General features: G+C 37.3%; 15 protein-coding genes. 6 read left to right on the forward strand and 9 right to left on the reverse strand.

Translation table 11 applies throughout. From position 1 onward, the window contains the following. The first annotated feature begins 223 nt into the window (after positions 1-223). The 3 genes from ACZZ95_RS21905 to ACZZ95_RS21915 all read left to right on the forward strand — a co-directional run bounded on the left by ACZZ95_RS21905 (position 224) and on the right by ACZZ95_RS21915 (position 2255). On the forward strand, positions 224-538 hold the full coding sequence (locus tag ACZZ95_RS21905; protein WP_463470670.1) for a hypothetical protein: 315 nt from the start codon (positions 224-226) through the stop codon (positions 536-538). A gap of 24 nt (positions 539-562) precedes the next feature. After that, positions 563-973: a hypothetical protein gene (locus ACZZ95_RS21910; RefSeq protein WP_463470671.1), complete on the forward strand. Its 411-nt coding sequence runs from the start codon at positions 563-565 to the stop codon at positions 971-973. 853 nt (positions 974-1826) lie between these two features. Further along, positions 1827-2255 carry a response regulator gene (locus tag ACZZ95_RS21915; protein WP_463470672.1) on the forward strand — a complete coding sequence of 143 codons (429 nt, stop codon included), beginning with the start codon at positions 1827-1829 and terminating at the stop codon, positions 2253-2255. A gap of 80 nt (positions 2256-2335) precedes the next feature. Here ACZZ95_RS21915 and ACZZ95_RS21920 read toward each other — a convergent pair whose 3' ends face one another. From ACZZ95_RS21920 to ACZZ95_RS21930, 3 genes are all read right to left on the reverse strand, one after another. Next, positions 2336-2899 (reverse strand): MATE family efflux transporter, encoded by a 564-nt coding sequence (locus tag ACZZ95_RS21920; protein WP_463470673.1) that lies wholly within the window; start codon positions 2897-2899, stop codon positions 2336-2338. Between the two features lie 28 nt (positions 2900-2927). Then, complete coding sequence (locus ACZZ95_RS21925) at positions 2928-3224, reverse strand: hypothetical protein (protein WP_463470674.1); 297 nt, start codon at positions 3222-3224, stop codon at positions 2928-2930. 69 nt (positions 3225-3293) lie between these two features. Further along, complete coding sequence (locus ACZZ95_RS21930) at positions 3294-3737, reverse strand: MATE family efflux transporter (protein WP_463470675.1); 444 nt, start codon at positions 3735-3737, stop codon at positions 3294-3296. 594 nt (positions 3738-4331) lie between these two features. Between ACZZ95_RS21930 and ACZZ95_RS21935 the strand changes: the two genes are divergently transcribed. Then, positions 4332-4622 carry a hypothetical protein gene (locus ACZZ95_RS21935; protein ID WP_463470676.1) on the forward strand — a complete coding sequence of 97 codons (291 nt, stop codon included), beginning with the start codon at positions 4332-4334 and terminating at the stop codon, positions 4620-4622. 453 nt (positions 4623-5075) lie between these two features. Then, the gene (locus ACZZ95_RS21940; protein WP_463470677.1) at positions 5076-5372 is read left to right on the forward strand and encodes a hypothetical protein; all 297 of its coding nucleotides are present in this window, start codon (positions 5076-5078) and stop codon (positions 5370-5372) included. Between the two features lie 357 nt (positions 5373-5729). On the opposite strand, the gene ACZZ95_RS21945 is transcribed toward ACZZ95_RS21940, so the two are convergent. From ACZZ95_RS21945 to ACZZ95_RS21960, 4 genes are all read right to left on the reverse strand, one after another. Continuing rightward, complete coding sequence (locus ACZZ95_RS21945) at positions 5730-6986, reverse strand: hypothetical protein (RefSeq protein WP_463470678.1); 1257 nt, start codon at positions 6984-6986, stop codon at positions 5730-5732. Between the two features lie 167 nt (positions 6987-7153). After that, entirely contained in the window at positions 7154-7510 is a 357-nt protein-coding gene (locus ACZZ95_RS21950; RefSeq protein ID WP_463470679.1) for a sensor histidine kinase, read from the reverse strand. 38 nt (positions 7511-7548) lie between these two features. Next, positions 7549-8625: a sensor histidine kinase gene (locus ACZZ95_RS21955; RefSeq protein ID WP_463470680.1), complete on the reverse strand. Its 1077-nt coding sequence runs from the start codon at positions 8623-8625 to the stop codon at positions 7549-7551. Positions 8626-8638: 13 nt separating this feature from the next. Continuing rightward, complete coding sequence (locus tag ACZZ95_RS21960; RefSeq protein WP_463470681.1) at positions 8639-9622, reverse strand: PAS domain-containing protein; 984 nt, start codon at positions 9620-9622, stop codon at positions 8639-8641. A 991-nt stretch (positions 9623-10613) separates the two neighbouring features. On the opposite strand from ACZZ95_RS21960, the gene ACZZ95_RS21965 reads away from it, so the two are divergent. After that, entirely contained in the window at positions 10614-10934 is a 321-nt protein-coding gene (locus tag ACZZ95_RS21965; protein WP_463470682.1) for a hypothetical protein, read from the forward strand. 435 nt (positions 10935-11369) lie between these two features. On the opposite strand, the gene ACZZ95_RS21970 is transcribed toward ACZZ95_RS21965, so the two are convergent. Beyond that, positions 11370-11555: a hypothetical protein gene (locus tag ACZZ95_RS21970; protein ID WP_463470683.1), complete on the reverse strand. Its 186-nt coding sequence runs from the start codon at positions 11553-11555 to the stop codon at positions 11370-11372. 13 nt (positions 11556-11568) lie between these two features. Continuing rightward, positions 11569-12636 (reverse strand): Gfo/Idh/MocA family protein, encoded by a 1068-nt coding sequence (locus ACZZ95_RS21975; RefSeq protein WP_463470684.1) that lies wholly within the window; start codon positions 12634-12636, stop codon positions 11569-11571. Positions 12637-12970 lie beyond the last annotated feature (334 nt).

Genomic DNA, 12970 nt, shown 5'->3' on the forward strand with positions numbered 1-12970 from the left:
ATGGCAGATATTTTACCTCCTGTTCTTGATGCCTTCATATAAATATTTCAAGGAATTAATTCAAAGAGTATTTTATAGTCTGTAGTGATAACTTTTATGAAAGACTAAAAAAGAGAATATACGGTGTAAAAAATTATCAGCACGCATATTTATAAATTGGACGTCTGAGCTAGTATTTGTAACTTGCATATAAATAGATTTTTATTTATAATAAAAACAGGTCATGATAGTAAAATCTTACATCACCTGCACTGAATGTGGTACAAAAAATCAAGATAGTGACTACTGCATTCAGTGCGGTGCACTAATCAATGTTGTACTCAAGCGCAGAATGGAAAGCGAACAGAAAATCGAGAAAAGAAAACAGATCGAAGCGTACAAAACTCCGGATAAGCTAACTAAAATTATTGAAAGAGGACTTGAGCATCCTAATAGTTTTATCAGGTGGGCGAGCAATGCCATTTATTCATTATGGACTTTTCTTGCGCTGGTTCTGGGGGCCCTTATTGCGAGCAGTAATTGCGAAGCAGCAGGCTGAGTAAATAAAATAAAAGTACTAATAATGTATAATTTACCTAACATACTATTTTTAGTATTATGTGGACTTGCCGGTTTGGTATACATACTTCAATTTTTGGGAGTCCTGCTTCCATTGTGGATAAACAATTACATGAATGATTTCTTATGTCTTCCAATTGTTCTGGGACTTGAACAGCTGTTTTTCCGATGGTTTACAGGAAAAAGCGACTATAAATTTTCATTGTTTTTTTCGCTAGCTATGGTCGCATATTATTCCTTTTACTTTGAATACTACCTGCCTGAGCACAACGACCGTTATACTACCGATTTAATTGATGTGTTACTTTATTTTTTGGGCGCTGTCTCCTTTTACTTATTTAATTGTATTCCAAGAAAACAGATTGTAAAATGGGAAAGAACTTCAATTCGAAATCAAAGCAAAGATCTTTTATGATATACCTTGAAGATGGAGATTTGTCATCAGCTCTACATAGCATACGCTATTTGGACAAATAAAGAGGTTTCTTACTTTGAGCCAGAAAATAATTGACACCAAACCTCACTCTAATTCGGCCTCTGGCTAATGGCCATCCATGCGATAGTCAAAGAATTTTGTTTCAAAACCAACGCGCTCAAAAATGTTTCCTTTTGGCATTTGCTTGCGAAAATGTGCTCATAATAATTAATCTGTTTTTTTTATGCTACCCATTTCCTGCACTGCATACTTGTAATGGTGCGTAAACAGCGAAAGTTTGATTTTCTTGAATCCCGAATAAATGAGCCAAGGTTTTACTACAATATAATGTGTGTAATGATACCGGAAGCATTCTTTGAACATTGGATTAGTGTTGCGTACAAAGAACTGTCTGCAAGTTCTTATTTTTTACAAGTAATGCAAAATCTTACTAATTCAACCTTTTAGAATAAAAATCAATAAAATATCAATGTTTTTTTTTGATCATTTTACATTGATTTGCAATATAGTAACTAATGCGACGACTTGGTTGGCTAGAAAATATTTGACCAAAGCCCTGAGAGCAAAAGGAGTATTTTTTTAGATTTTCTCCCAGCATCCTTCAGGTCTTCATTAAAAACTTACGACGTAACGAACTGATTTAGAAAAAATATAAATAATATGAACTGTTAGAATTTTTTACGTAATTTTGTCTTCCAAAAAAAATCTTTTTTCAAATCTTTCGATTTACGAAGCACTTATATATTTTATACCATAATTGCAGAGGTACCTTTTTGTCTTGTATTGTGAAATATAAAATATGTTAATTATGACATTTAATGGTAGTACCTCATTGAAGTACGTATACATAGCAGATGATGACGAGGACGATAGATGTTTTCTTAGTGACGCTATTCTAGAAATCGATCCGACAGTGCGGCTAAAAGAAGCCTTAGACGGCTGTCATTTACTGGATATTCTTACAGATCTTTCAGCACCGCCGCCTGATATAATTTTCCTAGATATCAATATGCCCAAAATGGACGGATTCCAATGTTTGGAACAAATCCGTAAAGCGGAAGGAGCATTAAAAGATATAAAAATTATTATGTTTTCTACAAGCTCTGATCCTGACAATATTGAACGAGCTTTGTTGCTTGGCGCAGACTTTTATGCAGTAAAGCCCAACAGCTATAACCTGCTCAAATCATTTCTTCTTGATGTATTAAAAGCAGACTGGCATACTGCTGGAAACAGTCATATAAAATTTCGGATATTGTAACTGCCTGTACTACTCCAATTGAATTTCCTGCGGCGCTTTCAGTAATTCGGCAATAAAAAGAGCCGAGATACTTTTGTTCACTACAGAATATTTTGCAATCTTTTATTCATTACATATCCAAATCTTAAATACAGTAAAACAGACGATGTTAACAATCCTAGTGTGAGTCCATACCAGATTCCCTTTACACCGCCAGCAAAACAAATTCCTAAAATATAAGCAGACGGCAGACCAATAAGCCAGTAAGCAAAAAAGGTTATAAAAGTAGGAATATTTGCATCTCCCATTCCTCTTAATCTTCCTAGTCCAACCACTTGGGTACCATCAAAGAGCTGGAATACTGCCGCGATTATTAATAATTGCGAAGCGAGCGCTACTACCCCTTTATCATTTGTTATTAGGTAGGGTAAATATGGACTAAAAAGTGTAAAAATCACAGCAAAAAACATCATGAAAATGATTACTAAGTGATAGGATGCATAAGCAAACCGCTGGAGTCTTTTGTAGTTCTGATTTCCAAAGTTATTTTCGACTTTAATAGTTGCCGCAGATGCAATTCCTCCTGCCATCATATAAGTCATCGCGACCAAAGTTATTGCCGTCTGATGCGTCGCCTGTTCCATCGCTCCTATGTGACCGGCCATCAAAGCCGCCACTGCAAATACTCCAATTTCAAAGACATACTAAATTGCCAATTTTTATCAATTTTGCAATTTTTTTAAAATCAACAAACTTAACGGAGAAATGCTTTATATAAACTCTAAAGTTCTTTGATCGAAGCACATATAACATCATAACGACCATCATTAAAACACGATCTATCAATGTTGCAATTCCCACCCCCTTAACGCCCATTGGCTCAATCCCAAACATTCCCTTTACCAGAATTACTGCGATAATTACGTTAAGTACATTTCCCCATATCGTTATCGACATCGCTTGCTTGGTAAAACCAGAGTCCTTCTGCAAACTGCTTAAAAGTTTGAAAAATCCTTAAAGGCAGGATTGACAAACTTAATATAAGTAAATAAGGTTTTGCTATTTTGACCACCAATGGATTCTGATCTGTATGCTGTATGGCAAACATGGACCCGTAGTACAATAATAAAAAAAGTGAAATTGCAGTTGTGGCATTGAGCCATAAACTATTTGATAGAAGTGATGTACATGCTTAAAATTTGATTTTCCATTCTCTTGTGCAATTAAGGGTGTTAGTCCATAGACAATCCCTAATCCAATGACTAAAACTACCATAAAAACAGAATGAACTAAAGAGACTGTCGCCAATGAGATAGTTCCTGCATAATGCCCTATAATAACTGTATCAAGAGTCTGTACCAGTGTATGGCCAAGCTGAGAAATCACAACAGGCCCTGCAAGTGCTATTGTACTTTGATAATATATCTTATTGGATTTGTATTTTTTGATCATTTTAAAAATTTGACTGCCTCCAGGCAGATTTAAATGCTTTGAAACTGCCATTGCGTAAACTTTCTTTTACGGCATAGCAATTCTTTTGTTGCAAATTTATGTTAGTCCGTTACAGCCTTATAAATGCTTCCTATCTGGGTATTTTAATTCTCCCTCAATCCATAGTAATAGAACAAGCTTCTTTTAATAGTTTTCCTATCATTTCATTAAATCATAAGAACTAAAACACAAAAAAATCATTTCATTTGAATACTAGTGTAACGTCCACTATACTAGTAAACGACTGTTGACCACACCTAATTTATGCTTGCAAGTTAACGAATTGAAAAAATTTTTATCAAAAGTTATCTTCTTTCAATTTTCTATTGTGTCTATTAGTAAGGATATTTCTTTTAAACTGCTTTTTTTTACGGCAAATTCATCTAGAAATAATAATCATTATCATTTGTACATATAACAAGTGCACCGACACCCAACTAGTGCAAAAATTATTTCGCTCATTTATATTCTGTAATTTTTTCATAACATTATATAAAATTTGAATTTGCCAAATGCTCAAATTTGATTTTAAAGACGAATGTCACTCCTTTAGAGTTAGAAGAAAAGCAATCCCTTTATTTATCATATAGCTGAAAAATTACGATTATGCAAAATATAAATTTTGATTTAGCAAGTACATACTTCAAATTCTTGCTTGCAGATTATAGAAAGGATTACACATTGGAAGAGTTAACAGAAATCGCGATTCCTGCTGTTGACAATAAAATTGATTCCTGTGACAAAGCATTTCATAATAAAAATAACCAGTCAAAAGTTTTGGATGCATTATTATTTTTAGAAAAAAGAGGTCTAATAGTTTTAAATGCTTCAAATAACGAATGCTGTATCACTATAAAGGGATTCATCGTATCAGATTTAAATCTTTTAAAGCCATGAGGATTATGTGTATGAGTTTACAGTTTACAGTTTAAACTGCAACTACTATTTTTAAACCTTGAGGTCTTTTTTGGGAAATTATTCAGTATTTAGTTTTATTATGGAAATTGGTACATTGGTTTTAAAAAAAATGCGTATAATTCGCAGTACAATAATTGTGTACGTGTGCGAATTTACATTACTACACCAATTACACACTTAGCAATTCTCAGCCTAAACAGAGATGAACCTTAGCCTTTACTCAGTGAAGAAACTGTTGATAAACACCAAGGTTTTCAAATCCTAAATCAAAAGAATAGAGTCGCAAAGAGGTGCACGCCATCTTTTGGGCGGCACCACTACCTATTTACTTTTGCTGTTAAAAATAGTACACAATCTTCTCTTTACTAAAAATCTGTATCACATATGGCTTTTACATTTTTTGAGCTGTACCGTTAAAATTTTAGTGACCGTATGAAACCAGGCTGGAAAAAAGAAGTGACCTCTCAGTTTATAGAAAAGGCACCCCTGGAGTTGAAAGAATTTGAAAATGCCGTTAAGCATGCTGATTTCCAAACGGTACTGCAAACCGCAGAACAGCTCCAAATCTGGATGCACCTTTTTGTTCTTGAAAACCTCAGCACGCATTTAGCAAACATTGAGCGTGAAGCAATCCAAAAGAAATTCACAGCCGAAACAGCAGACAGTCTAGAAATAATCAATTGCAGTATCAGTGAAATAATAAAAGATCTTCAGCGACAATATCATTAATTTTTCGATCAAGAGGTGTTAAAGGACATAAACTAGGGCATGGGAAGTATGCTGTTTACCCGTGACTTTTAAAACATTATTTCAAAAACAATAAAATAAAATAAAATACAAAAAACTCTCTTAATTGCTTTTTGATCTGCTGGAACGCTTTTGACAACCAGCACATCTTTACGCCCTTAATTTTTTTCAGACTGGCTTTTTGTTCCTCAGGCATTTAAATATCCAGATCATCACATGAAAAATGTCTCAAGTCTCCTGGTGCTGGAATATAAGTCGCTACTTGCGACTCATTCCATAACTTAACGAAATTTTTGTGGCATACTTCAAAAGCATTCCACTTGGGCAGTATTGAGACTTTTAGTTTACAAAATACACAGCATATCCATCGTCGGTTTTTTTTATATGCACTTTCAACCGTCTTTGGAGCTCGTCAATGCCACAGGCATCAAATTTATATTTTGTTTGATATAAGAAACTGCAGACCTCTGCTGAGGGGAACTCATTATGTTTCTTTATAATTTTCAGATGAAACTCAATATTATCGATCTCTTCAATCAGGTTGTTATATGTCCTGATCTTTTTCAGCTCCAAGGAAGTCAATTTGATTAATTTCCCGCCATGTTCCAAACAACCATTATCTGATAAAATTTGTCGCATTTTCTGATCTGCCAGCACCACTCCAAAATCGCATACGGTTGTGGAGATCAAATAGTACTTTTTTTGGCTGTATCCCACTAGCGACAGGACTTCGTTTAAACTTTCTATGAAATATTCCGTATCGACATAATCACTGTATTTACGCAGTATTATCTCCTTAAACCGCCCCTTTACTTGTAAGGCAATAACGTATCTCTGTGCTGCATTCTCGACAGCTGAAAAAGAAAAATCTGGTTTATGACACAGTAAATTAAAACTTTTAGTATACAATTCTAGATAATCAGCGACTTTTGAAATACAGTCCGGCACATCGAAAAAATAATCATTTTCATCTATCAGCTCCTCTATTTTTTTAAGGCCGTTGTAAGAGTATTTTCCATTACTTAACTGCAGTTCCTTAATATTTATATAGCGGTCTACTGCACCTTTTAGAATTAAAGGCCTATAGTCCGAAGCATCCAGATCAATTAAAATAATGTCATTGTTTTGCTCCTCGACAAATAAAAACTTATAATCATCAGTACCGGCAAAAGGGATTATCTCAGCATATTGCAGTACTGGAAAAAGGTAACGTATAATATGCGCCTCTATTTCTTCAGCAATGAAGTAAGGATCCTTTAAATCATTTCCTTTTTGGTTATAATCCAGAACATGAAAGGTACCGAAGCTGGGGATTTCAAATTCAACCTTCTTATTAGTGTTTAATTGAAATTCCAATATACTGCGAATATAATCCGGTATAATTAATCTTTTTACCTGTTCATAAGTGTTGAGCTGTTCATTCTCAAGATCAGCTGAACAAATCAGTTTTAGAAGCTTAAAAAGAACAACAAAAAAACCGTATGTAATACAAAATACCCCGGTATAGCTCCAAAATTTACTACCCATATGGTACAGCCCGTGACCTAAAATGATTAGCAGTACACCGATACAAATGTTAACTAGGTTTTTTTTCATAAGCCAGGCTGAGTGTTTTTTGAAACTGCGCCTTTCTGTTCCATTCCTTTTCCAAATATAAACAAAAGAGCGGTATCGGAAATTAGCTGTATCGTTAAACTGCGGCTTAAGCAGAGTAATTTCTTTATGAGCATCGCGCTAAAGACTCTCATATTGCTTCATTGCGGTCATCTCAGGGGCAGATAAATATTGAATTTTGCTCCTTTGTGCGAGTCGCCTCTGGCATTGATGAGTCCCTTATGGTTTTCCACAATTTTTGCACAGATTGACAAGCCTATTCCCGTGCCTTCATATTCAGATTTCGTATGCGACCTTTGAAAGAGACCAAAAATCTTTTCAGCCTGTTCTTCATTAAATCCGACACCTTGGTCGCTCACCATAATGTTAACATAATTTATATCTGGATTAAGCCCTAAAACTTCATTGTCCTTATCTGAAACCTGAAATGCTTCTATGTTTAAAACAGGCGGTGCGTCAGGCCTGTGAAACTTAAGAGAATTACCAATAAGGTTACTCAGCAGCATGCGTTAACTGAAGCGGATGCCCTGGCACGATGGGAAGCTCACCAATAGAAACATGAGCGAGCTTTCTGTTCAATAAGCAGTTCCATATCAGATAAAATAGCCGGAACTATTTCGTTAAGGTCCACAGAAACAAACTCCCCTTCATCATTGCTCAGCTGTGAATAAGCGAGCACATCCCTCACTAGTGCCTGCATCCTGCGAGAAGAATCAGTAATTTTCCTGAGCTGGCCAAGTGATTTTTCATCTAATGAAGGGCCTGCTCTCTCATCGAGCATCTGCGAAAACACACTAATTTTCCGCAGTGGTTCCTGAAGATCATGAGAAGCAATATAAGCGAATTGTGCCAGTTCGGAATTCGAGCGTCGCAAGTTTTCATTGGCAGACTCAAGCTCCTCGGTTCTAAGATTGACAATCTCTTCGATGCGTCGGAGCGCCAAAACCTGCTGGGTCACATTATTTGAGATTGCTATCACGCCAAGGATTTGACCGCTTCCATCTCTGTAAGGTTCGTAAATAAAATTCTGGTACACCACATCTGGAATGCCAAAACGTATTAAATGCACAGGCATCTCATTGGCTGTATAGGTTTCGCCGGTCTTAAATACATGATCCAAAAGTTCCTCAAGCCCTTGCTGACGAGCGTCGGGCAGGGCATCAAAAATAGGTTTATTCATTACTTCGCTTTCGTTTTTTCCCCAGAGGTTAATCATAAACTCATTGGCGACCTCCACTACATGCGACGGCCCCAACAGCAGACACATGCACACAGGAGCCTGCAGGATTAAATTGCGAAAGTTCTGCTGGGTCTGCTCTTCATAAATTTTCGCCACATTAAGATCTGTAACATCTGCCGCCGTATTCAGCACACCATATACACGACCTGAGTGGTCAAACAAGGGAGTGAAACTATAATTGAAATAAAAAGTACGCAGTTGTCCGTGCACCTTCAGGTCCACACGCTGATTGCACGCATCATAAGGCCTGCCTTCTTGAAATACAGCAAGGAGTTTAGGATAAATATCCTGATTTTCCAATTCGGGGAGCACTTCAAAGTATGTTTTGCCAACAATATCATTTCCTTTGTCCCATAAGTCGATAATGGCCTGATTGGCCATCGTAATACGCATTTCATCTCCTTGATAAACCCCAATGGGAAACGGAGCATACCGCCACTAAGGCACGTACCTGCTGTTCACTATGTTTTAATTTCCGTCGCGATACCACCAGCTCGCTTACCTCACTGCACAACACCATTACTCCTGCATTAGTACTGCCCGGAGCTTGATGGGCCTGGTACACGAGATTTAAAAACGCAGGCTCACTGCCGCCAGCGTCATCAACTTTATAGTAAGGATATTCATTAAGATAATAAGGCTCACCGCTGGTACGTACCTTTTCAATGATGGACTTGAAGAAGGGTTCACTTTCGGGAAGTACCTCAAAGAGAGGTTTGTGAATCAATGTATCATAAGAGCATCCCACTAGATTCAGGCATGCCTTGTTGACAATAGAAACTACAGCGTCCTTTCCATCCAGCACTATTATTCCTATTGCGACCTGCTCGATAAGAATCTCAAAACGCTTGTCAGACTGCTCAATTCTCTTTTTTGAAATCACTCTTTCACTTGTATCTGTGCAAACACCCAGCACTCCTGCCACTTCTCCCGAATCTCCAAATACCGGGCTGTAAGAGAAGCTGTAAAAACGATTTTCTTTTCCTGACATATCCACTCCTAACTGCTCGTCCTCAAAATAAAGTGCTTTTCGGCTCTGCATCACTTTTTGTATTATTGGACCGGTTAAATGCCAGGTATGCGACCAGACTTCTTCAGCCCGCTTTCCGATGCCAGGAATTTTTCCGATCCCAGACAGAATGGGCAGACAGGCATCATTACAGAATTGAATCATTTCACCACCCCACCAGAAAAGCATTGGAAATTTGGATTCCAATACCATTCCCAGCGTATTTCGCAAGCTTATAGACCAGTTTTCAGGAGAACCTAAAATGTGCGCGGACCAGTCCACGTTACGAACTGCTCTGCTCATTTCACTTTCATTGGCCAGAAAGTAGTATTTATCTACAGGAATTGAATTTTTATCACGATCATTCATGTCTTAAAAATACTTAAAATTTAAATCAAATATCACTACTGTTAGCGAACACCTTCTCAAAGATAATTTTTTTACTTATAAAATAAAAGTACAGCTGGTTGATCAAGCTTCCTAACTGAAATCTCAATCTACCTAGATCCAGTTTTTTTTAGTGGTCTACATCAGAATTAAGTAATTCAACCCGGAAGATTTACTGAATAAAAAATAACCTTCTTACTTCATTTTATAAATAGTAAAAAACATCTTGAAAGAATTTATTCAAAATCTAAATCACTTGCTTGCTCAGTAAATTTTGTAATTTTTAAAGCATATTATATAAGCATGACTCCAAAAGATATTTGAAATTTGATCACTATACTAAAAATCTAATTGTATACACCAATTTTATTTATACTCATACTATGCTTTTATAGTCAAAGTAATACCAGTGGTAACCACTGCTTATTTTAATGATCAAAATAAAAAAAATGAAAATTATTGATACTAAAACTCATGGATATATGGATTATATCATGGGAATATTTCTTTTAGCCTCGCCTTCCTTATTCAGCTTAAATTTAAGCGCTGTGGAAAGCCTCGTATTTTATATTGCAGGAGTGGCCGCATTTATCTACTCCCTGCTGACAAATTATGAATTAGGACTCGTTAAAATAATTCCTATGAAAGTTCATTGGCTCTGGATATGCTGTCGGGAATTCTACTAGCTTCCTCACCGTGGCTGTTAGGATTTGCTGGCACATCTCACAAACCTCATCTGGTTCTGGGCATTATCGAAATCGGTGCAGCACTGCTTACAATTTCCAAACCCACTAGAGAAATAAAAACATAGGTGCACTGTTCTTTGATTGCCTGCCTACCGCAGACAGACTTTTTGGATCCAACTTGGAGCTTCTGCATAAACATAGAGCACAAAGTATAACACTACTTACGTGTCATTGTATAATTAACGTTAAAATCTCTTTCCACTACTTACGAACATAACAATAAAGTGATGAAAAACCTATCTACTACCAGCGACCAAGACGGCGAGAAAAATCCTTTGCAAAGCCGTACTTCCAAAAACAGGCGTGATCAAAAAACCAGCCATATCAATTCAGGGAAACTCGATGAAACGGGAACTGATCCCAAACGCTATGAGCCGGATAAATTTGAAAAGGGAACCAATGAAAAGTCAGGAGGTGAAGGAACTGCCGAAAGTCGCCGAAGAGATGGACAAGCTTTAAGATCATATAGCTCCAGACCAATCATCACACAAGTTACTATCAGACGATTTATCTGCAACGAACTTAAATCTTATATCATAAATCTTTGACCATATTAAATTAAACATTATGACTACCACTTACTTTCTCACCGGTTCCTACAATGATGTGGACAACGATTTTGAACTGCTTATCACTGCAGCGAGCTCCAACTGATCAAAAGAACCAATCAAAACTATACACTGTTATGCTTAGTGACAGTACATCGCACAACAAACTGCTATGGCAGACCGTACAAAGCTCCTTTGTGCTGTGCCTGGCAGATCTGGATGAATTCAGCAGTGTAAACAACATTACCTTCTACAGCAAAATTCTAACATCGTCAACCCGTAATAATGCCATTGATAAGGAGCTTGAAGGCTTTATTTTAAATACACTCGAGTTTTAAATATATCTAAGCTGGCTAGGAAACGCATTGGCGCCTGTACTAAAAAGCTCTTTTTTTTAAACACTGTCCACTGGCATTATTAATATAGAAAATATTTTCACATTACTGTGTGTATCATACAGTCTCTTGTCGAGTGTACTTTTAAAACAGTGAAAGATTCGCCTGCACTTTTCCCTCTCATTAGCCAGATTTCGTATCGCTTCACACTTCTGCAAGCATCAATACCTGAGCTGGAAGCCAGCACCGCAGTTTGTAATGCTTCAACAGCATCTTCAAGGGTCACGGCAAGCTGATGCTCAGGGTTTTCTATCTTTTGAATGAGATCCAATACGAGCAGACTGTACGCTTTTCCCATACACATCTCCTTTTGTACTGGGAATTTCAAATGTACCCGACACCATGGTATCTGCTTTGTAAGCCCTGCCTGCTGTATAAACCAAGTCTCGACTTCCAGAAGAATCTTCAGCGACGACTCCCCAGCCCTCTGGTCTTGAATGGTCTGTGACATCTCCAAAAATCGCAAGAGAGGTCTCTGACCAGCCTGGAAGTTCCTTAAGTCTTTCCCTGTTCTGGGCATTTACCATAATCTTCATTGTTCCTTTCATCGGAATCCAGCCTTCAATTTGAACCTGTGCCAGATCATAAGCCAGATTAATGGTCGTCTGCTCAAAAAAACCGGGACCTGAAAAGGCATGATAATAACTGGCAATAAGTCCTTGATCGTAGAGCACCATTGCCGACACGCGGTCGCGCTGGTACTCATTTCGATTGTCCCAGCGACCATATATCTTAGTATAATGCTGTCTGCCAAGGGCATTGATAATATCAAAAAAATGTACGCCATGCTCCACCATAATCCCGCCTGAAAGTTTCTCGTCCCAGAACCAGTGGTCTGCAGGCAGGGTCTGGTCCTGTGCATAATTATTGACCACTGCATGGCGGATCGTACCCAAAACACCGCTTTCCCCTAAGGTCATCAAAGCCTGTATGATGGGATTGTAACGGATCATATGATTTACTGTAATGATTTTTCCGGTTTGTTTCTGTACCTGAAGTATTCTCTGGGCATCCTGCACAGTAACTGCCGCGGGTTTTTCCAAAAGCACATGCTTTCCTGCCCGCATGGTCGCGCAGGCCATTTCGGCATGAATACCCGGCGGAGTTACGATACTTACAATTTCAATTTCTGGATCTGATAGAAGATCTTCCCAGTTCTCATACCAAATACAGTCTTGGGTCTGCTGGAAATGACCTCTGGAATCTGCCACAGCGGCTACCTGAGCCTGCTCCATTTTATTCCACCAGTGGTAAAGAAATTTTCCGAATCCACCATAGCCAATTATGCCTATTTTGTATTTTTTCATATCCTTATTTTTTCAGCAAATACAGCTGTTCCTAGAACAGCTGTATTGTAACGAATTGAAAATCAAGTTACGATTTTTCTGCGCAGTTTCAAAATATTATTTTGTGTTGTTCGTTACTGTATTACGTCCAAATAGACTGGCTGACAATGTTTATAAGATAAGAATTGATAAACTGTGATCAAGGAAAAAATATTCTACATTTTATAACCTTCTCCTTTACTAGATCAAACAGCACCTGCGTTTCTATAGTCAGTAAACAAAATAACACCAATGAGATTTAAGTGATGCAGTAAGTAAACTAGCCTGTTTAAACAATCAAGGTGATTTTTTCCAT

It is taken from the genome of Flavobacterium sp. AC267 (genome assembly GCF_979258715.1).